We start from the raw sequence: 22,697 nt of genomic DNA, 5'->3' as shown, positions 1-22,697 counted from the left end.
GCGGCTTGCCGTTAAGCATCGCCAATTTTGTAGACTACATTAACTCTTATGTAACATATCAATCAATGCGAGTAGAACACTAAGGGATATCACTTACTTCACTGTTGGTAAGTAGCGCGATCGCCTATCTCATACACTGCATTAGCCCTTACTTAACCTATCAAAAGTTAACGCACCCTAAAAATTTAAGATTTCCGATCTCTACGTAAATCTTCAAGTATTTTTATATACAGTTATTGTGATCAAAGGTTAAGATGCGAATCAATCTTTGGTCAATGTCATGAAAAGAACTTTTTTTGTTGGTGGGATAATTTATCTAATTGTCGGATTGGGATTTCAACCTTCAGTAACATCCGTTCAAGCTGAAACTCCATTAAAAGCTAAACCAGTAATAAATAACTCTAAAAAACCTTCTCCCACCGCCAAACAACCCCAAATAGAATTACTCAACCCAGGAACTGGAGCCAAGCAGCAATTGCGTTTCAAACCTCCAGTCAAATTTAAGCAAGCTGCAATTATGACTATGAATATGGATATGGCAATGTCGATCGCAGGTGAAGCCTTACCCGCGTTCAAACAGCCAGCAACTGTAATGACGTTACAGACAGCAGTCACCAAGATTGCTCCTAATGGAGATATTCACTACGAATTTTCTTACTCTGATGTAGATTTTGTAGGCGATACAAATTTGCCACCACAAGTACTTAATACAGTACGTTCGCAAATACAAAAGATACGTGGCATAAAGGGTTCTGCGATTGTCGATAATCGCGGCTACACCAAAAAAGCTAACTTGGTTTTGCCAACAGGGTTAGATCCAAACCTCAAACAGATGATGCAGCAAATGTCGAATTCTCTGGAGCAACTCTCGTCGCCACTTCCTCAACAAGCGGTGGGAATAGGATCTCGCTGGCGAGTTACCTCGACGGTAAATATAAATGGCATGAATCTCAAACAAATAGCTACATATCAGTTAGTAAATCTCAAAAATGGTGTTGCTACCTTCAACATAGGTGTAGAACAACTGGCATCACCATCCCAAAAGTTGACTACACCAGGACTGCCTCCAGGAGTGACATTAACTCTAAAATCTTATAGTGGCAAAGGTCAAGGACAAGCAATTGTGCCGTTGAACAAACTGATGCCAATTCGTTCAACCATGTCCTTGCGTAGTAATAGCGTAATGACTCAAAAAAATCCAGGCAGTCTGGAAGAAACACCAATTAATCAAAAATTATCTATGACAATGTCCATCGAATCAAAGTAAAAAGTTGCTTGACTCAAGCTTTGCAGCAGGCGATCCTCTCCGTACCTCTGCGCTTCCTTTGCGTTACTCTGCGTTGAGACGAACAAGAAAAATGCCAGTCTAATACCAAAATTAGTATTAGACTGCAAATGCTGAGAACATGTATGCCCTAACTCTCAACTTCCATATCCAAAGTACGCACCAAAAAAGCCCACTTATCAGCTACTTCCTCAATCATTTTAGTTGTGGGTTTACCAGCGCCATGCCCCGCCTTCGTCTCAATTCTAATTAACACTGGCACATCACCAGCATGAGCGGCTTGCAGAGCAGCAGCAAACTTGAAACTATGCGCCGGAACAACGCGATCATCGTGATCGGCAGTAGTGATTAAAGTCGCTGGATAAGCTGTGCCAGGTTTGAGGTTGTGCAATGGCGAGTAAGCATAAAGTGCTTTAAACTCTTCCGGGTTTTCCGGCGAACCATACTCAGAAACCCAAGCCCAACCAATAGTAAATTTGGGGAAACGTAACATATCCATCACACCTACTGCTGGCAACGCCGCAGCAAACAAATCAGGGCGCTGAGTCATGCAAGCACCCACTAGTAATCCGCCGTTGCTTCCACCCCCGATCGCCAATTTTGCAGGTTTGGTGTAGCCATTGGCAATCAACCACTCAGCAGCAGCGATAAAGTCATCAAACACATTTTGCTTTTTCAACTTCATTCCCGCTTGATGCCATTCTTCCCCGTACTCACCTCCGCCCCGGATATTAGGAACGGCATAAACACCACCCATTTCCATCCACACTAAATTACTAACAGAAAAAGCTGGGGTGAGAGAAGCATTGAAACCACCATAACCGTAAAGGTAGGTGGGATTATTACCATCTAATTTAATACCCTTTTTGTGGGTGATAAACATCGGCACTTGCGTGCCATCTTTGCTGTTATAAAAAATTTGCTTTGTTTCGTAATCAGCAGGATTAAAATCTACATTTGGCTGACGGAAAATTTCACTTTTGCCGCTCACCATGTCATAGCGATAAATAGTTGCTGGTGTGGTAAAGCTTGTAAAACTATAAAAAGTTTCGGTGTCATAGCGTTTGCCACCAAAACCTCCTGCCGAGCCAATACCAGGTAATTCTACCTCGCGTACAAACTCGCCATTGAGGTTAAAAATTTTGATTTGGCTATGAGCATCTTTGAGATAATCAGCAACAAATTGGTTATTAATAATGCCAACACTTTCTAAAGTTTCTGCTGCTTGTGGAATAATTTCTTGTCTATTTTCTAAAGCAGGTTTTTGAGTGTCAATGGCAATTAATCGTCCGCGTGGTGCGTCTAAATCAGTGCGGAAATAAAAGACATTTCCATCATTATCAATAAAACCATAATTTGCTTCAAACTTGTTAATCAGTTCTATTACTTCTGAATTTGGATTAGTTAAATCTTTGTAGAAAACCAAGTTTTTAGGATCTGTTCCCAACCAAACCGAAATAATTAAATACTGTCCATCTTCTGTAACGCTACCATCAAAGCCCCATTCTTTCTCATCAGGACGATGGTAAATTAAAATATCTTCAGATTGGGGTGTACCCAAACGATGGTAGTAAAGCTTTTGATAGTAGTTAACATCTGCTAATTTAGATTTTTCATTCGGCTCATCGTAGCGGCTGTAGAAAAAGCCTTTACGATCATTTGTCCACGATGCACCAGAGAATTTAATCCACTTTAGATGGTCTTCTAAGTCTTGGCAAGTTTCGATATCGCGTACTTTCCACTCTTGCCAGTCAGAACCAGCAGTAGATAAACCATAAGCTAAAAGTTTACCATCTTCGCTAATTGCCAATCCCGCAAGAGCTACAGTGCCATCTTCAGAAAGAGTATTAGGATCGAGTAGAACTGTTGGTTCTTCGTTGAGAGATTTGAGGGTGTAAAGAACACTTTGATTTTGCAGTCCGTCATTTTTAAAGTAAAAGTAGCGCTCCCCTTCTTTAAAAGGAACGCTGTATTTTTCATAATCCCACAGCTTAGTGAGGCGTTGTTTAATTTTTTCTCTAGCAGGAATTTCTTCAAGATAGCCAAAAGTAACTTTGTTTTGCGCCTCCACCCAAGCTTTAGTTTCTTCTGAGTCTGGATCTTCTAACCAGCGGTAAGGATCTGCCACCGGAGCGCCGTGGTAACTGTCTATTTGATTGCTTTTGCGGGTAGATGGGTAGGTGAGAGGTTTTGCTGCTGGCATAGTCTGGAATGGAAATCTTCTTTGTACATGGTACTTAGAAGATGAAGTCTTGGAGCGATCGCTTGGTAGAAATAATCTAATACTAGGAGTCGCCAACAGCAACCTACTAAAATTGTTGTCAAAAAAAATACTAAAAATAGTCGCGAACCGAACAGCAATTTAATCATCAATTACGTTCATGGTTGGAATTTTGATTGTAAATTCGCTTCCCCCACCTAGCTGAGAGTTTACTTCTAATGTACCATTGTGTTTTTCTACGACGATTTGATAGGTGATCGATAAGCCAAGCCCAGTTCCTTTGCCGACTGGCTTGGTGGTAAACAACGGCTCGAATAATCTTGGTTTGACGGATTCAGGGATACCTATACCATTGTCAGCAATCCGAATGACAACCCAGCCATCAGCATCTATCTCTGTTGCAATTTGAATTTGGGGGATGGAATTGTTCAATTTATTCAGCTTGATGGCTTCGTCAAGAGCATCAATTGCATTTGCCAGAATATTCATGAACACTTGATTCATCTGCCCCGCGTAGCAATTTACCTCTGATAGTGTGCCATAATTTTTGATGACTTCGATGCGGGGGCGATCGCCTCTAGCTTTGAGGCGATGTTGCAAAATCATCAAGGTAATATCAAGTCCTTTATGCAAATCCGCAAATACTTTAACATCACTATCCGAGCGGGAGAAGGTGCGGAGTGATTCAGAAAGACTCTCAATTTGCTCGGTGCCTAACTTGAGTGAGTACAAGATTTTTGGTATATCTTCGAGAGCAAATTCCAGATCCAAGTTTTTAATGGCAGTGGTAATTTTAGCTGTCGGGCTTGGATACTCTTGTTGATACAGTTGGAAAATCTCGGTTACTCCTGCAATGTATTCTTCTAGGGGTGGGATATTGTTGGCTATAAAGTTGATGGGGTTGTTGATTTCGTGGGCAACTCCGGCGATTAACTCTCCCAGTGTTGATAGTTTTTCTTGTTGCACCATTTGAACCTGTGCTTTTTGCAAGTCAGCAGTGCGATCGCTAACTTGTTGTTCTAATGATTCGGTGAGTCGCTTCAGTTGCAAATGTACGCGCACTCTGGCAAGAACTTCTTCTTGTGCAAACGGTTTAGGAATATAATCGACAGCACCAAGGGAAAATCCTTGAGTTTTACTGTCTGTATCTGCTAGGGCTGTGGTGAAAATTACTGGAATGTTTTGAGTAACAGGATTAGCTTTGAGACGACGACAGGTTTCAAATCCGTCAATCCCCGGCATTTGCACATCTAGCAAAATTAACTCTGGTTGATTGCGTTCAGCTTGAGCGATCGCACTTTCTCCATCAACCGCAATTCGGAATCGAAAACCAGCATTGCTGAGAGCTTCGGAAAGAACAGATAAGTTGGTGGGGTTGTCATCCACAATCAAAATGAATCGGGCGTCTAAGGTTGTTGCCATGATATGTCTAACTTGAAAATGGGTGTGGGGGTGTAGGGGTGTAGGAAAAGTCAAATTTTCATGCTTGGCGTGAAACTTGTTTCATAGCGACTGCCTTCTACTTAATGGATATATTGCTTAATCAAGGTTTCCAGGCGTTTAATCTGGAAATTGCTAGCCAGCTGCATCAGTTGCTGGGCAAATAGAGTCAGCTTCTCATCGGATGCAGATAGTTGCGGAGCCATTTCTTGAATTCTTTGAATATCACCGTCCTGCACCAGGTTGAGTAACTGCTGTAAAATCTCTTTAGCAGGAGGAATCATCTCTGCTGGATGATTTGAACTAGCAACATTTGCTTTTGTATTTGTTTCTACCTTGCTCTCATGTACCCATTCCAATTGCAAATATTTGCGCAGCAGTTCCAGCAAGGTTTCAGCTTCTATAGGCTTCGGTAGAAAGGCACTCGCTCCAGCATCAATACTTTTATATTGATCGGTTTCAAACACGCTGGCAGAAGAGGCAATCACAACAATCTTCTCGAATTGAGGAGACTGATGCAGACGATGGATTAACTCGAATCCATCCATCACGGGCATCATCAAGTCTGTAATAATTAAGTCTGGCTTGTGGGCGATCGCCTGCTCTAATGCTTCCTCACCTTGACTAGCTTCCACTAAGATAAATCCAATTGGCTCTAATAAATTGACAAGCACCGAGCGATTTTCCCATTTGTCATCCACCACCAAAATTGTTCGCTTTTCCCCTCGATAGCCAACAACTGTCCCCTGTTGCATCATTCTAGAAGCCTTAGCCCAGTCTTTAGCTTCCTGCAATTCCACCTCAAAGTAAAAAGTGCTGCCTTTGCCAGACTCACTTTCCACCTCAATTTGACTGCCCATTAACGAGACAATCTTTTGGCTAATTGCCAATCCCAAACCTGTACCTTCAGCCTGTCGTTTCCGATCTCCTACCTGTTCAAAGGGCTGGAAAATTTTGTTGAGTTGCTCGGCGTTCATGCCCACCCCAGTATCAGCCACTTCAAAGCGAATTTTGTAGTTTGTTTTTTGTTGCTTTTGACTTGCGAACTTAACCTTGAAAGTGACACTGCCTTGCTCGGTAAATTTAATCGCATTACCGAGTAAATTAATTAGAACTTGACGCAAGCGCTTTTCGTCAGCACGAATGCCCACAGGTAAATCTGGTTCGAGTTCGATGTGAAACGCGATGCTTTTTTGTTCTGCCCGGATGCGGCAAATTTCTGTCACACTGTCTAGAAAGGCAGGAAAGTAGAAATCAACAGGATTTAGCTCCAATTTTCGAGCTTCAATTTTGGAGAGATCCAGGACATCATTAATTAGAGTCAATAGATGGGAACCGCACTGCTGAATGATTTCTACCCCTTTGCGCCCTTTATTAGTTAGAGGTTCCGTGCGTTGGAGGATCTGCGTGTAACCTAGAATGCCATTAAGGGGTGTGCGTAACTCGTGACTCATATTAGCGAGGAATTCGCTCTTGGCTTGGCTGGAGTTTGTAGCAATTTCCTCTGCTTGACGTAGCTCTTGCTCAATTCGCTTGCGCTCAACAATTTCACTGGCAAGCGATCGGTTGACAGCTTCTAACTGGGCAGGGCTGGGCAATGTCAGAGCTTGAGGGATGAGATTAACTAACGCAAACGCCGTATATATTGAAATAATGGCAGTAAAAGCCTTGAGACTACCTGCAATCCAGTAATCTGGATGCCATAATGTCCAGATATCCATTAAGTGGCCAGTACCACAGGCAATGATAAAAGCACCAAACAACAGAAAGACTCCATTGAAAGGAACATCTTTGCGTTTAGAAATAAAGTAGATGAGTAAGAAGGGTATTGAATAATAAGCAAGAGCGATCGTGGCATCAGCTACAATGTGAAGCCAAACTAACCCTGTTTTCCAGAGATAACAATGCCCGTGGGGGATGAAACCATCTGAGTGTAAGGAATAGCTTAATAATTTCAACATCATGGTGGGGAGCGCTGGATATGTAAAGGATACTTACAATACCAGTATTCCCAAATAAACGAGTAGTAAAACGCACTATAAATACTTAATCTGTGTCAGAGCGATCGCCTCCGTGGTATTAAGAAAGCGGAGAAGGCTTTGCTAATAGTGAAGTAGTAGCAATGGAAGAAGCCCCAAGTCGAGCGCAGTGGATTGTCAAAACTAACGATGTAATTACGTCAACCGTTCGCCCCACCCCATTCGCAGACTTTCAGCCCTGATTGAAACAGAGCAAAATAATTACATTTGTTCATCTGGTTTTGCTGTTTTAAAACCAACCAAAATAGAGCCAGAAGTTTTACTGGTTTATTTGCGATCGCCCATTGTCTGCGAAATCCTTGATCTTCATACAACTGCCAGTATGTATCCGGCAATTTCCACTGAAGACTTGTTAAATATTCCGATCACGTTGCCAAAAGAATCTACTCGCCAGAAAATTACAGAAAAGGTCAGGGCATCTCGCAAAGCGCGGGAGCAATCCAAACAACTGCTAGAAATTGCTAAAACAAGAGTAGAACGGGCAATAGAGACTGATGAAGCAACAGCCACAACTTGGATAAACCAGCAACTTGAAGCCTTGGAGGTAGAACTGACATGATTGCTCAAACTGAGATAAAACACTACACCATTGATGAATATCTAGAACTCGAAATCGCCTCCGACATCCGCAACGAATACCACGATGGAGAAATTGTCCCGATGACGGGTGGAACCCCAGATCATAATGATATTGCCAGCAACCTTGTGGCTATCCTTAAAGCAGCTTTGCGGGGAAAGCCCTACCGTGTATTTATCCTGGATCAGCGACTCTGGATTCCCGGTGCAAATCTCTATACTTATCCCGATGTGATGGTTCTGCCCAAACCCTTAGAACTTCAAACTGGACGCAAAGATACTTTGGTTAATCCCTGCTTTATCGCTGAAGTGTTGTCTAAGTCCACCCAAAACTATGACCGCGGTGAGAAATTTGTTGCCTATCGTACAATTCCTACCTTCCAAGAATATCTGCTGATCGATCAATATCGCATACACGTTGAGCATCATATTAAAACAGCCCCTCATCAGTGGCTATTTTCAGAATACGACGACCCAACTGTCACCCTTTCTTTGAGTACCTTTGAGTTGCAAATTCAAATTGCAGAACTTTACGAAAATATTGATTTTTCGACCGTTTGAGTTGAATGGCTAAAACATGAGTAGAAAAAGTGATTGAGGCTGATGAGCGATCGCAACAACTTGAATAAACCAGCAACTTGAAGCTATTGGCATTAATTTATCAAATTTAACTGAATTTAATGGAGGAATAATGTCTGAAATTACCCTAAACCCAGAACAACTTAAGGAAATCTTGAAAAGTGCGATCGTCGAATTGATTCGTGATAACCGTGAGGAAGTCTCGGAATTTTTGGCAGAAATTCTTGAGGACATTGCAATGGAACGTGCGATCGCAGAAGGTGAAACAACTGAACTGGTTAACCGCGACTCCATCTTTCAACTTTTGGAACCGAAATCGTGAAAGCTGAGTTCAGAAAAAGCTTTGAAAAAGACCTTGGTAAAATTCAAGATGAAGACTTGCTCCTGAGAATTAAAAATGTCATAGAACAAGTGGAAATTGCTGAAAGTCTCTTGGAAATCAGCAACATCAAAAAACTTAAAGCAGATGGAAATTACTACCGTATCCGAGTTGGTGACTATCGAATTGGCTTTGCTGAAGACGAAAATATGATTACCTTTGTTCGTGTATTACATCGCAAGGAAATATATCGATATTTTCCATAGTGAATGAATAATACTAGAAATTGCTAAAACATGGGTAAAACCTAAGGCTTTGTAGAATTAAAATAATCCTTGTCCAGTCTGGGTTACAAAATTTTTAAGAACTAATGTACTAAATATGATTATTCATGTATAATGCAGGTTCGTAAAAATAGTAACAAAAGAATTGTTATGACTTATTCTGCTGTAAATGGTAAGATTTACAACCCACAAAATCTACAAAATCTTGACCGGGAAGAAATACAGTACTTGCAATGTTTTCAAAAATTGGCAAGCGTATTTAATCAACAAGATTACGAAATTTGGATTAAAAGAGAGGATTATGACAGAATGCTTTTTGTTGGTGTAGTTAACCAACATTCTCAGGTAGCCGTAAAGATTTACTTAAAATATGCTTGTGTACCAATTGATGACCCTATAAATGTAAACGTACTTCAGACAGCAATCAATCACTTTCAATCAGGAGTTCAAGAAGATTTAGTACTTAATCATCGTGTTTGACGGAAAAATAGTTAAATAAAAAGCCCCTATCCAGTTTTGGATGGGGGTTAGTTTTAAAAATTTGAATTTGAAAGCCTTATCAACAAAACTAAGGATTAGTACTGCTAATCAATTTCTCACCTTTAAGCATCCGCGATGCTGCTTCCAGTAAAGCTTCTTCTAAATAAGGTTTGGTGAAATAGCCACTTGCTCCCAAGGAAATTGCCATTTGCCTGTGCTTGTCTGCACCCCGTGAGGTAAGCATGGCAATTGGTAGATGGTTGAGATTCGAGTCTTTTTGGATGCGAGAAAGTAACTCTAAACCATCGCAGCGCGGCATTTCAATATCACAGAAGACGAGATCGCAAGGTAAACCAGAACGAAGCTTATCCCATGCTTCTTGCCCGTCACGTGCCTGTTCTACCCGATAACCTGCCTTGTTAAAGGTCAACGACAGCAGTTCTCTAACTGTAATTGAATCATCAATAATTAGTACTGTGGGGTCAATCTTAGTAGCAGGTACTTCTGTTTGATCGGGAGTTCCCTTCTGATTTAGAATACTAACAGCACTTTGTTTAGCCGTCCGTCCTTGGAAAATGTCGATAATTTCTAAGACATCGGCAATGGGCATAATCCGACCATCACCAAGAACGGTAGCACCTGCTACACCAACAGGTTTAGGTGCCGGGCCTTCAAATTGCTTGATCACGATTTCTTGTTCGCTCAGTACTTGATCTACCTGTAACGCAACCATTGTAGTTGCCGATCGCACAACAATTACAGAAACCATGTCATCGTCTCGGTTGCCACCATAAACGTTGCCCCGACTCAGTTGGCGATTGAAAGTTAAAAGTTCTTTCAAAGGTTTGAATGGCAGTACGCGATCGCGCCAGGAAATAAATTTTTGCCCGTCGGCACCTTCTTGAATATTTCTGACAGGCAAATCCAGAGTATCTTCTACGCCATCCATAGGGAAGGCAATTCTGGCTTTATCGGAAACGCAGCAGAGAGCTTTGCAAATACTCAATGTCAGTGGCAGGCGAATAGTAAAGGTTGTTCCCTTACCTATAGTTGAATCAATAGTAATTGTTCCCCTAATTTCGCTGATTTTGGTGCGAACTACATCTAAACCAACACCCCTGCCTGCGAGATCGTCAGCTTGATCTTTGGTGCTAAATCCAGGCTGGAAAAGTAAGTCATAAACTTCAATCGGAGACATGATTTTGGCTTGGGCTGGGGTAATTAAGCCCACCTTCATCGCCTTGGCTTTCACCCGTTCAGGATCGATACCCGCACCATCATCACTGACAGAAATTACAGTTTGGTTACCTTGATGAAAAGCATTGAGGGTGATAATTCCCACAGTTCGCTTGCCTTGGGCTTGCCGTTCGTTTGGGATTTCAACACCGTGAGCGATCGCGTTGTTGAGCAAGTGTGTGAGCGGTGTCTTCAGATGTTCTAAAATCATCTTGTCAATCAAGGTATCCCGACCTTGAACAATCAGTTCCACTTGCTTACCATACTTAATTGAGTTGTCGCGCACACCTCGCGGTAGTAGATCGGTAGCTTGAGAAAAAGGCTCCATTCGCGCTCTTGTCAGCCCCTCTTGCAGCTGGCTTGTTACCTGCCTAAATTGCCGGGCTACACGCTCGGTTTCCTCAGTAACAAAGTCGATGTCACTTGCTGACTCGCGTACTCGCACAATTAATTCAATAATTTCTTGGCTGAGGATATGGAAAGGCGTAAAGCGATCCATTTCCAATTCGCTAAAGCCCCGATCTGTCTCTATTGGGGTAAAACCACTGTTTTTACGGCTAGCTAACAAAGAAGCTTCTAAGAGCGATCGCTCATACAATTCTTGCATTTTTGCTCCCACATCCGAGAGTTGATGCACTTGAATTAGTAAGTTATCAAGCGACTGACGCAGACGTTCTTGATCTTGCTCTAGAGTATTGCGATTAACTACCAATTCTCCAACCAAATTGCTCAGATCGTCCAGATGTTTAACTGGAACTTTCATCAACTGTTCAAATCTGGAAGCGCTCCAACTAGAGTTACGCCCACCTGGTAGATTAATTGTACCGGGTGTCATGGCTCTTCCTACCATCCCCTCCAAATCCTTAAATTCGTTGTCAATTTCTGGAGAGGAAACAGGTTTGCTGGGAGCTTTTGAAAAATTAGTTAGAGTAGGCTGGGCTGCTGCTATATCCTCATCTTGATTCGCAGCCAGCAGTTCTTCTAAATCGGCAAATTCTTCTTGCTCTGCAACAGATTCAACATCGGCGTTTGCTGTAACATCTTCTTTGAGCAACTCATCTAAATCACCAAATTCTTGCTCTGAGACAGGTTCAACATCGGCGTTTGCTGTAACATCCTCTTTGAGCAACTCATCTAAATCGCCAAATTCTTGTTCTGCGACAGGTTCAAAATCGGCGTTTGCTGTAACATCCTCTTTAAGTAGCTCATTGAAACCGATAAATTCTTGTTCTGCGACAGGTTCAACATCGATGTTTGCTGTAACGTCTTTTTTAAGTAACTCATCTAAATCACCAAATTCTTGTTCTGCGACAGGTTCAAAATCGGCGTTTGCTGCACCATCCTCTTTAAGTAGCTGATTGAAACCGATAAATTCTTGCTCTGAGACAGCCTGAATATTGGTATTTGATGTCACATCCTCTTCGGGCAACTCATCGAAATCAGTAAATGCATTTTCTTCAGCATCGATTTCTGAAGCCTTGTGAAAATCGAAGGCAACTGCTACCAATTCTGTAGGAGCAACAGCAATATCTTCTACTGCTGTATGTTCATCGTCTTGAGTTGTTGCCGATCCATCTTCGCTAAAATCAACTTTAACAACATCAGCTTCTTTTTCAGTCTCAAAAACTATCGTTTCAGTTGACAGCCAGATATCTACTAAGCCAGGGTTAGTATCAATGTCTGCAATCTCCGAGGATGTCTGCAACACTTCGGATTCAGAAGCATCTGTAAAATCGAGATCGGGTTGAATAATTGTAGAGAAGCGATCGTCAGCCAATTGCTCTTGTGGTACGCCAAGAGAAAAATCTGTACTCTCAGCCTGCAAATCATCAAAATTAGGTGTTGATGAATCTTCAAACAAAATTTCCAGATTCTCGTTGTTGTTCTCTTCTACGACATCTAACCAACTAGGTTCCTGCTCAATTGGTGATTGTGATAAATCAATCTGTGAAATTTCTGTAGATGAGTCGGTAAATGCTGGAGACAATTCCAGAGCTTCTGGTTGTTGTGAAAAAGTCTGAATTGGTGTGTCAGACAATTCGCGATCGCTTACAGGTAGCGCAGTAATTGAGTCATTGATTACCAACTCTTCAAATAAATCATTATCACCATCAACTGAAAGCGCCAAATCTAACTGTTGTTCTTGGGATAAATCTATGTCTAAATCTCCCAACTCTAGATCTGAGCCAGATGCAGACTGTTGGCGATCGCCAAATATCTCATTAGCACTCGTAGCAGCAAACAAAAGCTCCTCTAAAGCTGTGGCTGTGTCTTGCTCAAGGGGTGCTTGCAATGGCTGCTGTTGTTTACCCGTGTCTTCTGGTATCCATAAATTCAGATCCTCTTCTACAGGAGAAAATACGGGAGAAGTTGCAGATACTGTATCAAAAAAATCACCAAATTCAGACTCATCAATTGTTAAATTTAGGTTACTATCTTCTTCTGCTTGGTTAAACAGATGATCTAAATTCCAATTTACTTGTGTTTGTGGCGTATTTTCAGAATTTTCCTTTATTAAATCCTGATTGTCACTTAATGAAAACAACTCATCAAAACTGTCTTCTACATCTATTTCTAATGAAGTTAATTCATTTGAAGTTTGTAATTGATGAATTTGTGTATTTTCAATAATTTGTTGATTTTGTTGTTTTAAATTTTCTTCTTCTAAAAAGTCATCACCAAATAATTGTATAAGAGTTAAATCTTCTTTCGCAGTTTTGAACTGACTATCTTTTATACTTGTTTCTCTATCCAAAGATAATAGTTCTGCAAAATCATTACTAATATCTTCTGTTTCAGCATTATCAATAGTAAGTTCAATTTCACTACTACTGGGTTCAGATTCGAGAATTTCTTCTTCTATATCCCAATTTTCATGCAAATCAGGAGTTTCTCTTTCAAATAATTGAGCAAGGGTACTCAGTTCAGCAATTCCTACCTCTGGTCCATGAGCGTTAGTATCGAAACTGCTATGTATTGAAGCTTCATCTTCATCATCACTATTAAATTGATAGGATAGTTCAGGTAAGTTAGTGATGGAGTCTTGTAAGTCAAAATCTATTAGCTGTGCTTCGGCAGTAAATTCATCAAATTTGTCTATATTATCATCTATATTACTGCTAATATGGTCGGATAGTTCCGATAAACTAGTTATACTATCGTCTGGTTCACAATCTATTGACTCAGACTCAGTAGCAAATTGGCTAAAATTTTCAGCTGTTGAAGTAATAAATTTATCACTGTAAGTATTTGCAGATACAAATTCTTCTGGTGGATGGAGAGATAGAACTACTTCCACTTCCAGCCGCTCATCTACAAAATCATTGGAATTATCTAAAGTTTCAACATTGTGAGGAATTAAGACTTCTAGTTGCTGACTAATAGTGATTTCGTGTTCTTTTGCCGCTAAGGCAAGTTCTAGAGCTTTTTTAATATCTGTAATAATGATTTTTGCTAATGTCAGGAAACTATTTTCTTGATTAGCGATCGCTATTCCTGCCGCGTGACACAAATTCGACCAATTGGGGCAATTTGCTTCTGCACCAATTTGGGCTAATTTATTGCAACAATTTTGAAGATTTTGTCGTGTTTCGGGTGTGCAATCTTGTTTAAATAACTGCAACATCTCGCGCAATGTTTGCATCACTTGGTTGTAAGAAATTTGCCAACAATCGCTATCTGTCGTTTTTCCTCCACTACTTTTTTGTTGTACAAGCAAATTTAAATGTTCGTTTAAATAGCCAAAAGTTGGTTCTACTTTTGAGATGATTTGATTTGCAGTATCTTCTGTTAAACCGAATGGCCCTTGCAAATTTTCTAGCAATGCTTTGAGAGCATCAGATACATCAAGAAACAAAGATTCAAGTTTTTGATCGACATGAACTGAATGCTCTTTTAAAACTTTAAAACAGTCTTCCAAACGGTGAGCCGTCAACTGAATGCTACTTAAACCCAGCATCGCCGCTCCTCCTTTAATTGAGTGAGCTGCTCTGAATATTTCGTTGAGCATTTCTGGGTCTTTGATGGTACTTTGAAGGTTTAGCAATCCCTGCTCAATTGTATTCAGGTGCTCTTTAGCTTCCTCAATAAAGTAACCTAGAATACGCTGTTGTTGTTCTGGCAGCATAGGACAAGATGAAGGGTGAAGGATAAAGGATAAAAGATAAATGCTAAAGGATGAAAGCTAGAGGATGTAGACGCCCGCTAGAGCGGCTTCTCGTACTCCACAGGAGAACCCGCAGGGTAGGGTAGGCTAAAGGATGAAATATTTCATTAAATTCATACTTCATACTTCACACTTCATACTTCATACTACCCACTTCATTCTTTACCTAGTTTCAGAGGCTTCCACTCGGAAACGTTCCACGGAGGAGATTAAGTCACGGGAAACACCCACCAAGTTTTGCAAAGCCCCAGAAACCCTTTGTGCTTCTTGGGAAGTTTCTTGGGCTGTGAGTTCGACAGATTGCATGACTTGAGCTACAGCGCGGGAGGTTTCTGTTTGTTCAACTGTATCGGTAGTGATAGAGCGCACGAGAATATCAATTCGATTTGCTACTTGAATGATATTTTCGAGCGATCGCTTGGCTTCTTCTGCCAAGATGGTGCCTTGAATTACCTGTTGCGTACCTTCCTCCATTGCTGTCATTACCGAGCTGGTTTCACTCTGGATTTGACGGACAATTTCTTCTATTTCTTTGAGTGATTTAGCCGATCTGTCCGCTAACTGGCGCACTTCATCCGCCACAATCGCAAACCCCCTACCGGCTTCTCCTGCCCTTGCCGCCTCAATACTGGCATTAAGTGCTAACAAGTTGGTTCTGGAGGCAATCTGGGAAATCAACGCCACAATTTTAGAAATTTCTTGAGAAGATTCTGCCAAGCGCTTCACTTTACGAGTCGTCTCAGCTACAGTTTCCCGAATTTCTAAAATACCCGCCACAGTATTTTCCACTGCTTCCCCACCTTTAAGAGCGATACTGCTGGCATCGCGGGCAACAGCTTCTGCTTCTCGCGCTGCTTCTGCCACCCTTTGGATCGAATCAGTCATTACCTGTACGGAATTTAAGGTAACTGCTAACTCTTCTGCCTGCCGCAAGGCATCACTAGATAATGCTCTCGCAAATGTCTCAGAGTTGGTAGCTCCTTTAGTAACTTCCCGTGCTGCTACTTTTACCTGCTGTACAATATCGCGCAAGTTTTGAATCGTCAGGTTAAAAGCATCGGCAACTGCTCCCAACACGTCAGCAGTCACTTCGGCTTGTACAGTTAAATCTCCTCTGGCGGCTCCTTCTACATCATCAAGTAGGCGAATTACTTGACGTTGCAAGTTTTCTTTCGCTTCTTCTTGTTCTTGAGCTTTGCGTGTAGCTTCATGAGTAGTCGTGAAAATTACACGAGTCATTTCATTAAAGCCTGCCGCCAATTGCCCTAATTCATCTTGGGAATAAACAGTGGCTTTGACATTGAGATTTCCTTGTCGTACCGCATCAAATTGGGCTTGTAAATCTTTGGTAGTGCGGCGCAATTTCTTAATGCCAAGATTGCCCATCACCCCGGCAGTTGCAAAACTGGCAATTCCTGCTGCTAATGCCATTGCCCAACCTGTATTTCGCAGTGATGCCCGTTGTTGGGGAGGAGAAATTGTCGTAGCGGTAAAGCTAACCGCAGCTACAACCACCGCCGAAACAATGCCCGCAGTACCACCAATTATCCATTGCTTAGTTGTGAGTGGGGCATTTTCAAAAGGAGCTAATAAGCCTTGTTCTACATTGACTTGGGGTTCAATGTTAGCAGCACTACTTTGGGTAAAAATTGGCACTGCTTCTTGCGAACCGGTGATACTAAATAGCTCATCGTCACGATCCTTGTCTGTGTTGCCGCCTGCAGCCTGATTTTTTTGACTACTTTTATTGGTTTCAAGTGCTCTGCTTTGATTTTTGCTATCTAAGGCGATCGCTCCAGAATGCAGTTGAGAGTCACCCAAATTAGAATCTGCAACAAAGTCAAACTCTGCTTGAATATTCCCTAGATCGTCAAAGTCATCAAAGTCATCTAAAAACTCTATATTGCTTCCCTGGGAAGTTTTGCCATTTAAAATGCTGTTTGTGTCTTCACTATCTGCAAAACTCTCCGAGCCAAAAGCAGATTCAAATGCTTCTATATCAAAGCTATCATTCTCCTCAAAACTATTACTTGGTTTGACATGAGAGCTTGAGTTAGACTTTTGATTTTCTAAAGTAAAAGTACTGTTTGAAGTACTGTAACCTAAACTATTTATTCCTGATAAATCACCACTAGTTCCTGCTTCTTGTACCAGTAAAGTTTCATCCTCAAAACGATTGAACATCAGCTTAGAATTCGGTTCAACTTGTTTTGGAGATGTTTGTTCAGCTAAATTTTCTTGATTCTCTAATTCCGGTATAGAAAAGGAATTCTCTGGCTCAAACGTTGAGAAATTTCTCTTATTCTCCTGCTCTAATTCAGGTATTGAAAAGGAATCGTCTGGTGCAAATGATGAGGAATCTCCATTATTGTGCTGGTTAAATTCTGAATCTTCAGAAACAGAATCGATACTATCTGTAAAGAAATTGCTAAGTCCTTCTGCTTCTTTCTCTGATTCTACGGATATATCCTCTATATCTTCTTCTAAAAAAGCAGGGAATTTTAGTTCAGTTTGTTTATTCCAAATGTTTACCTGTGAATCTTCTGCCTCTTCGGAACTGAAAGCAAAAGGATTTTCGTCAGATTTTTCTGATGACTCTAATTCTGTATCAAATAAACTAATATCTACGGGTATATCAAATGGACTGCTATCTAAGGAATCCTCTTGAAACATTTCCAGAGCTTCTGGCTTCTCGAAGGAGCTCAAATCAAAGTTTTGGTCGCTAGAGTCTGCTATTGCTGCCAAATCTTCTAATTCTTGTTGCCCATCTTCTCCAGAATCAGACAAGTTAGGGAAATTTGCTTGAGAGTTATTATCTACCTCAAAATCAGCATCTAGTTGCTGTTGGTAATACTCTATATGCTCTAGACCATTTTTAGCAAAACCAATAATTTCTGGATCTTCAGTTAATTTTAATACCTCTTGATATTCTGCTTTTGCCACATCATACTGCTGCAAAACATAATAAACGTGACCCCTTAGCAAATGAGTATTAGGATCGTGGGGTAAATTTTGCACCACCTCATCAATCAGAGTGGCTGCTTCTTCGTAATTTTGTTGCGCGTAGGCTGTTAGAGCCTGTTGATATGTCTGCGCGTAATCATCTACACTCGCTGCCATTTCCTGCCTCCCTATTTCATCCCGCCCAGCGCGCACTTCGTAAAATTGCCGTTTGATCTAGCAGTCGCAAACACTGTTTTTTGTGAGCATCTAATAACCACTCTCCCCGCAAAAAAGGAGCCATCGTATCCGGCACGTTAGTTGGTGCCATCAAATGCTGCACATCAAGCCAGTGCATACCGCCAATTTCGTCTACTGCCAAGCCCACAATTGTGTCTTGCTCTTCAATCGCTATCACCGGAATCTCTGCGCGATCGGTGTTTAATGCTGTTGTTCCTCCCAGAAATTGACCCAAATCAGCTACCCAAATTACTCGACCTCGTAAATTTAGAGTACCCAAAAGTAAAGGAGAAACATTAGGAATCGGGGTAATTTTATCAGGACTGAGTTCAATTACCTCGCGAATACCTGTAGCTAGTAGTGCAAACTCCTGATGCGAAGGAATGAAAAATCGCAGGTGTAGTTCACCTTCAGGACTTTCTACTTGTAATTCAGGGCGAAAGTGATCTTGTCCACTGCCCCCTAAAAAGTCCGGCTTGCTCATCATTTTATACTCATCCTTATCCTCGCAGCAGTTGTTTGACTGTTCCCACCAATTCTGTTGGTTGGAAGGGTTTGGCTATGTAGGCATCCGCACCTTGCTTCATCCCCCAATAGCGATCAAATTCTTCGCCTTTAGAAGAACACATCACTACAGGAACATTTTGAGTTTTGGGATCAGACTTTAAGCGGCGGCACACTTCATAGCCATTCATCCGAGGCATAACGATATCCAATACCACTAAATCGGGCGGAGCAGTTTGAATTGCTTCCAACGCTTCTAATCCGTCACTGGCGTGGGTTACTGTTAAGCCACTCGCTTTCAGGAGATCTGTAATCATTTCCCTTTGCGCAATACTGTCTTCCACAATCAGAACTGTACTCATAAATGCCTTATCTACCTCCTGATGTAAAGGTTCCGACTTGGAACATCACCGAATTTACCGCAAGCATTTAATGTAAAAAATCACTTTATTCACACTACTTAAGTTTCCCAAACTGAACTCTAAAGTTGACTAATTCTGTGATAATATTTTTACTCTATCTTTTACTGAATCAACAAGTGGTGTATCTCTTTTGTTACTTTTGTTACAGAAGGGCGTTAAATATTTCTCTACTAAGATAACCAATTCATTATTCCCAAATGGCTTTGTTAAATAATCAGTAGCTCCCACCATTGTTGCTTTGACTCGGTCTAAAAATCCTTCTTTGGCAGTAAGCATAACGATTGGTACAAACCGAAATGCTTGAGACTGCCGCAACATAGCACAAATTTCATACCCGTTTAAATCTGGCATAGTAATATCACACAAAATCAGATCGGGCTTTAGTGTAAAAATAAGACTCAGTGCTTCTAGGGGATTACTCAGAGCGATCGCTTCATAACCTTGAGATCGCAAGATACTTTCTACAGTCGTACAGATAGCGATCGCATCATCAATACATAATATGAATTGCTTTCGGTTTTCCTCTAAATCTGGTGTTTTTTCGGATTTATTTGTCAGTAATTGTACCCAACCTTGTTGAATATAAGGATGTATAGCTTTAGCTAGTGCCACAAAATCTCGATTCAAATAGCGAGCTAATTGACGCAGCGAAGTTTTACCATCTGCCCAATGTTGGAGCTTATTGACAGTTACTGCTGGCAGTGAAGAGCGTAGATTCACTATGTCAGCAATGATGGGAATCTGATCGGGAGATTGAATATGAGGATATAGTAACTTCCAGATTTGCACCTGCTTGATCATCTCAGTTAGTACAGGGGCAATCTCCAGGGCAGTTAATTGCGGAGTCAGTGCCGAACCCACCTCAAAAATAAAGTTACCTTGCTGTAAATTCAGTAGATCGAAAAGAGTCTCATGCACCAAACTGTGGATAATACTGCGAGCTTGGGTTGGATTGATGATATTTTGCTCTAACAACATCCATAAGTATGCATATTCGGGTGGATTTAGAGTTCTTAGGCGATCTAGTTCTCGTTCATCAAGTTGGACTTTAATTTGGTGATGGCGCAAATAATCATTCAAACGCGATAGACTGGTATCGCCATTAGCCGCATAAATAATTTGACCATTGAGAAAAAAGACGAACCAGCAGTGGCGATCGCCGCAATCATTATGTCTGTCTGTCTCATCTACACCCAGTTTAGGGCATTTGTAATAATTATGGGCTTCTACAAATAGTTGCCCAGTGCGTTGCCCCAACTCAATTAATTGCAAAATACTGCGAATATCAATTTCATTTAAATTTCCCTGCATTTAGTGAACAAGCACTCCTTTTAATTCTGTCAGACTTACGTATATTTAAGTATTTGCAATCTTCTGCCTACGATATAGAGAGCCAGAGACTCTAGTTCTCGTTACCAGGTTGAACCTCTGATATCTTGCACCTTTCTCAATAACCGTAGGGTGGGCATTGCCCATAACGTCAAAATAAGGTTTTGAGCCAAATCTAAGCAATGCCCACCTTACAAAAATCGCAATTAAAAAACTGGTGCAAGATGTGAAACCTGATAACGAGGGTTTGTGGACTTGCCTGGTGGCTGTTGAAACTGATGCAAGATGTGAATTAAGGGATAATGTGTGTAGTTTAGATTTTTTAATTTTGCTGTTGTGTTTTTCTATCCTTTCAGCAGATATAGTAGAACTTAGAGTTTAAGAATTAGAGAAAATTTTTATACTAGCTCTTAGAAGATGTTTTCGACAAGAAAATCAATTAACATAGGTATTTTATTGTTTTGAGATGCCTTAACATTCCTAGATAACCTGAGTGATAACACGGTAGTCACTGTAACTTACAGCAGTAGAAAATATAAAGAAGCGACAATTTGGTTGTATAAATCTTAAGACGTAATTTCGCGTCTATAGACAATTTTGCCTGCCTTGTTTCCCCCTAAATTTAATTTAAACAAGGCAGCTTACCGCAATTATCTTCGTATAACAAACACTGATATTAAGTCCATCAGAAGGATTAAGGGTGTGCTGTATTTAGCAGAAGTACAAAAACAGAAAGGCAGTTTACTTACTGGCGCTGGCAAAACAGAAATAAAGCTGTTAGCTTGTCAGCGAACAGATCAAAGTTGGAGTACCGTATCAGAAGACGTAATCGCTGCTGAGGAAGCCAGTAAATTAAATGATGGTGCACTTATATTGGTGGAAATGACTCCTCAGCGTCAAGTGCAGCGGATTCAAGAGGCGGGACGTCCGCTAGTGAATATTTTGCAGAACTTCTCTCGCCAGCAGGAAAAAATTAAAGTCAAAGAAGAAGAAATCGATCAGTGGAAAGAATCACTGACGTTTCAAGCGCAGGAACTTAATCGCCGCGAACTGGAAATTGAAACGCGCTTGGAACAATTGGAAAATATGGAAGATGAGTTTCAACGCTTAGAGACAGAAAAACAAGCAGTTGAGACATCTTGTGCAGAAATGGAAAAGTTGCGAGAAGAAGTTGAGCGCAACCGTCAAGAACTCGAAGGAGCTTGGGAACATTTGCGGGGTGAGCAGCGCCGCCTAGAGGAGTCTCAAGCACACTTACAGCAAGGAAAGACGCTAGATGAAGAGCAAAGCCGTCTACTCAATGAATTACTAGATCGGCTCTCTAGCAGTGTTGCTCCAACACAACCAATGCAAGAACACCTCCAGCTAGCATTTGAAATGCTGGAAACACAACAATCTCTTCTTAACTCTCACTGGGAAAAACTAGAGCAGCAAAAAACAACAGTTGGCGAACAACAAGCAGAAGTAGATCGGCTGTCACAAATTTTCTCTGAGCATCAAAATGATTGGCAACAAGCGCAAAATTCTTTGGAACAGCAAACAGTCCAGTTGGAAGTGAATACAGTCACTCTCACGAGCAAGCAAGAGTATGCTTGTAAACTGAAAGACCAATTGCAATACCAAGAAGATTTATACCAGCAAATTCAATTTTTGGCAGCAATGTCTGGTGATGTGGTTTCTACCCCAGAGGTGGATATGGCTGCTTTGGAAAAAATGCCTCTGGAAGAATTGCAAAAGATAGTACAAGACTTGCAGGGAAAGTTAAATGTAGACTCTAGTTTTGTTAAAGAACAGGAACAAGAACTTGAAGAGAAGCAAAAAACTATAGAAGAATTACAAAAAAAGATAAACCAAGCATCAGAAATTGAGCGGAGTACATTAGAACCTGAACTGGCAGACGAGAAAGATCACTACCAAATGCTGAATGAAACATTGGTAGGACAACGTCGCCATCTGCTTGAGTGCCAGGGGCTTCTTAAACAACACAAAGTAGTGTTGCTGCGGCGAGAACAACCGTCTGCTAATTTCCAAGAAGAAAAATTAGATTTTAGTCCCGTACTGGTACATATTGAAAAGCAGCGACAAAGACAGTCAGAAGCACTGCAAAACTTAGAACGAGAAATTGAGCAGATGCAGGCTAGTATTGAACAGATGCAGGGAGTAATAGAAGAGCAAACTCAACAGCAACAAACTAGGTGGCAAGAACTGCAAACGATGGAGCAAGATTTGCTATCCTTGCGAACTGCAACTGCGGAATGTTCGGGTAGGGTGAATTTATATCAAGAGGCTTTACAACCAATTCAGGATTCCCTTGATGGATTGCGGCAGAAGTTGCAAGGCATTAGTGAAATTCAACAAACAGGTGACGAGCAAATCCAGGTTATTAACCAGATGCGTCAGGTTTTTGTTGATTTGATTTCTCAACCGCAATTAGCAGCAACTTAGGGAATGGGGACTGGGGATTAGGGAAAATGAAAAGGGGAGACGTGAATTACGTTGCTCTTTGTCACCTCTAACCTCTTTTCATCCGTTGTATCATGTTCGTCAAAATACCCGTAATAAAATAACCTTACCTTCCTGCGGCCTTTTTAAGGAGATGTTGGGGTGAGGTAACGCAGGAATTAAGGGTAATTTAGGG

At 41.2% G+C, this 22,697-nt stretch carries 16 protein-coding genes; 7 read left to right on the top strand and 9 right to left on the bottom strand.

Annotated features, from left to right (window positions below):
* Positions 1-280 precede the first annotated feature (280 nt).
* Positions 281-1,267 carry a DUF6263 family protein gene (locus tag UYC_RS0113555; protein WP_016876374.1) on the top strand — a complete coding sequence of 329 codons (987 nt, stop codon included), beginning with the start codon at positions 281-283 and terminating at the stop codon, positions 1,265-1,267.
* Between the two features lie 148 nt (positions 1,268-1,415).
* On the opposite strand, the gene UYC_RS0113550 is transcribed toward UYC_RS0113555, so the two are convergent.
* The 4 genes from UYC_RS0113550 to UYC_RS37825 form a co-directional block, all read right to left on the bottom strand.
* Positions 1,416-3,488 (bottom strand): prolyl oligopeptidase family serine peptidase, encoded by a 2,073-nt coding sequence (locus tag UYC_RS0113550; protein ID WP_016876373.1) that lies wholly within the window; start codon positions 3,486-3,488, stop codon positions 1,416-1,418.
* A gap of 159 nt (positions 3,489-3,647) precedes the next feature.
* Positions 3,648-4,928 carry a sensor histidine kinase gene (locus UYC_RS0113545; RefSeq protein WP_016876372.1) on the bottom strand — a complete coding sequence of 427 codons (1,281 nt, stop codon included), beginning with the start codon at positions 4,926-4,928 and terminating at the stop codon, positions 3,648-3,650.
* Between the two features lie 101 nt (positions 4,929-5,029).
* The gene (locus tag UYC_RS0113540; RefSeq protein ID WP_016876371.1) at positions 5,030-6,907 is read right to left on the bottom strand and encodes an ATP-binding protein; all 1,878 of its coding nucleotides are present in this window, start codon (positions 6,905-6,907) and stop codon (positions 5,030-5,032) included.
* 218 nt (positions 6,908-7,125) lie between these two features.
* Positions 7,126-7,320 carry a hypothetical protein gene (locus UYC_RS37825; RefSeq protein WP_127011362.1) on the bottom strand — a complete coding sequence of 65 codons (195 nt, stop codon included), beginning with the start codon at positions 7,318-7,320 and terminating at the stop codon, positions 7,126-7,128.
* Between UYC_RS37825 and UYC_RS0113530 the strand changes: the two genes are divergently transcribed.
* The 5 genes from UYC_RS0113530 (at position 7,308) to UYC_RS0113510 (ending at position 9,223) form a co-directional block, all read left to right on the top strand.
* The gene (locus UYC_RS0113530; protein WP_016876369.1) at positions 7,308-7,544 is read left to right on the top strand and encodes a restriction endonuclease subunit S domain-containing protein; all 237 of its coding nucleotides are present in this window, start codon (positions 7,308-7,310) and stop codon (positions 7,542-7,544) included. The genes UYC_RS37825 and UYC_RS0113530 overlap by 13 nt on opposite strands.
* Positions 7,541-8,122, top strand: coding sequence for a Uma2 family endonuclease (locus UYC_RS0113525; RefSeq protein WP_016876368.1), 582 nt, complete (start codon positions 7,541-7,543; stop codon positions 8,120-8,122). Before UYC_RS0113530 ends, UYC_RS0113525 begins: the two co-directional genes overlap by 4 nt.
* A 130-nt stretch (positions 8,123-8,252) precedes the next feature.
* On the top strand, positions 8,253-8,462 hold the full coding sequence (locus UYC_RS0113520; protein ID WP_016876367.1) for a hypothetical protein: 210 nt from the start codon (positions 8,253-8,255) through the stop codon (positions 8,460-8,462).
* Positions 8,459-8,725, top strand: coding sequence for a type II toxin-antitoxin system RelE family toxin (locus UYC_RS0113515; protein ID WP_016876366.1), 267 nt, complete (start codon positions 8,459-8,461; stop codon positions 8,723-8,725). The genes UYC_RS0113520 and UYC_RS0113515 overlap by 4 nt, the downstream gene beginning before the upstream one ends.
* Before the next feature lie 168 nt (positions 8,726-8,893).
* Positions 8,894-9,223, top strand: a complete 330-nt coding sequence (locus UYC_RS0113510) for a hypothetical protein (protein ID WP_016876365.1) — start codon at positions 8,894-8,896, stop codon at positions 9,221-9,223.
* Between the two features lie 88 nt (positions 9,224-9,311).
* On the opposite strand, the gene UYC_RS0113505 is transcribed toward UYC_RS0113510, so the two are convergent.
* From UYC_RS0113505 to UYC_RS0113485, 5 genes are all read right to left on the bottom strand, one after another.
* The gene (locus UYC_RS0113505; RefSeq protein WP_016876364.1) at positions 9,312-14,585 is read right to left on the bottom strand and encodes a hybrid sensor histidine kinase/response regulator; all 5,274 of its coding nucleotides are present in this window, start codon (positions 14,583-14,585) and stop codon (positions 9,312-9,314) included.
* Positions 14,586-14,786: 201 nt separating this feature from the next.
* The gene (locus UYC_RS0113500; RefSeq protein WP_016876363.1) at positions 14,787-17,744 is read right to left on the bottom strand and encodes a methyl-accepting chemotaxis protein; all 2,958 of its coding nucleotides are present in this window, start codon (positions 17,742-17,744) and stop codon (positions 14,787-14,789) included.
* A 16-nt stretch (positions 17,745-17,760) separates the two neighbouring features.
* Positions 17,761-18,291, bottom strand: coding sequence for a chemotaxis protein CheW (locus UYC_RS0113495; RefSeq protein ID WP_026087582.1), 531 nt, complete (start codon positions 18,289-18,291; stop codon positions 17,761-17,763).
* 13 nt (positions 18,292-18,304) lie between these two features.
* Positions 18,305-18,670: a response regulator transcription factor gene (locus UYC_RS0113490; RefSeq protein ID WP_016876361.1), complete on the bottom strand. Its 366-nt coding sequence runs from the start codon at positions 18,668-18,670 to the stop codon at positions 18,305-18,307.
* A 129-nt stretch (positions 18,671-18,799) separates the two neighbouring features.
* A complete protein-coding gene (locus tag UYC_RS0113485; RefSeq protein ID WP_016876360.1) occupies positions 18,800-20,041 on the bottom strand; it encodes a response regulator in 1,242 nt (413 codons plus the stop codon).
* 720 nt (positions 20,042-20,761) lie between these two features.
* On the opposite strand from UYC_RS0113485, the gene hmpF reads away from it, so the two are divergent.
* Positions 20,762-22,504 carry a pilus motility taxis protein HmpF gene (hmpF, locus tag UYC_RS0113480; RefSeq protein ID WP_016876359.1) on the top strand — a complete coding sequence of 581 codons (1,743 nt, stop codon included), beginning with the start codon at positions 20,762-20,764 and terminating at the stop codon, positions 22,502-22,504.
* Positions 22,505-22,697 lie beyond the last annotated feature (193 nt).

Source organism: Chlorogloeopsis fritschii PCC 6912 (assembly GCF_000317285.1).
Classification (GTDB): domain Bacteria; phylum Cyanobacteriota; class Cyanobacteriia; order Cyanobacteriales; family Nostocaceae; genus Chlorogloeopsis; species Chlorogloeopsis fritschii.
This window is presented reverse-complemented; position numbering and strand designations above follow the sequence as displayed.

Bases quoted from the DNA above. Each gene is read 5' to 3' on its own strand.
- UYC_RS0113525 (WP_016876368.1), top strand. From the start codon at position 7,541: ATGATTGCTCAAACTGAGATAAAACACTACACCATTGATGAATATCTA.
- UYC_RS0113485 (WP_016876360.1), bottom strand. From the start codon at position 20,041: ATGCAGGGAAATTTAAATGAAATTGATATTCGCAGTATTTTGCAATTA.
- UYC_RS0113500 (WP_016876363.1), bottom strand. From the start codon at position 17,744: ATGGCAGCGAGTGTAGATGATTACGCGCAGACATATCAACAGGCTCTA.
- UYC_RS0113495 (WP_026087582.1), bottom strand. From the start codon at position 18,291: ATGATGAGCAAGCCGGACTTTTTAGGGGGCAGTGGACAAGATCACTTT.
- UYC_RS0113490 (WP_016876361.1), bottom strand. From the start codon at position 18,670: ATGAGTACAGTTCTGATTGTGGAAGACAGTATTGCGCAAAGGGAAATG.
- UYC_RS0113545 (WP_016876372.1), bottom strand. From the start codon at position 4,928: ATGGCAACAACCTTAGACGCCCGATTCATTTTGATTGTGGATGACAAC.
- UYC_RS0113505 (WP_016876364.1), bottom strand. From the start codon at position 14,585: ATGCTGCCAGAACAACAACAGCGTATTCTAGGTTACTTTATTGAGGAA.
- UYC_RS0113510 (WP_016876365.1), top strand. From the start codon at position 8,894: ATGACTTATTCTGCTGTAAATGGTAAGATTTACAACCCACAAAATCTA.
- UYC_RS0113555 (WP_016876374.1), top strand. From the start codon at position 281: ATGAAAAGAACTTTTTTTGTTGGTGGGATAATTTATCTAATTGTCGGA.
- UYC_RS0113550 (WP_016876373.1), bottom strand. From the start codon at position 3,488: ATGCCAGCAGCAAAACCTCTCACCTACCCATCTACCCGCAAAAGCAAT.
- UYC_RS0113530 (WP_016876369.1), top strand. From the start codon at position 7,308: ATGTATCCGGCAATTTCCACTGAAGACTTGTTAAATATTCCGATCACG.
- UYC_RS0113520 (WP_016876367.1), top strand. From the start codon at position 8,253: ATGTCTGAAATTACCCTAAACCCAGAACAACTTAAGGAAATCTTGAAA.
- UYC_RS0113540 (WP_016876371.1), bottom strand. From the start codon at position 6,907: ATGTTGAAATTATTAAGCTATTCCTTACACTCAGATGGTTTCATCCCC.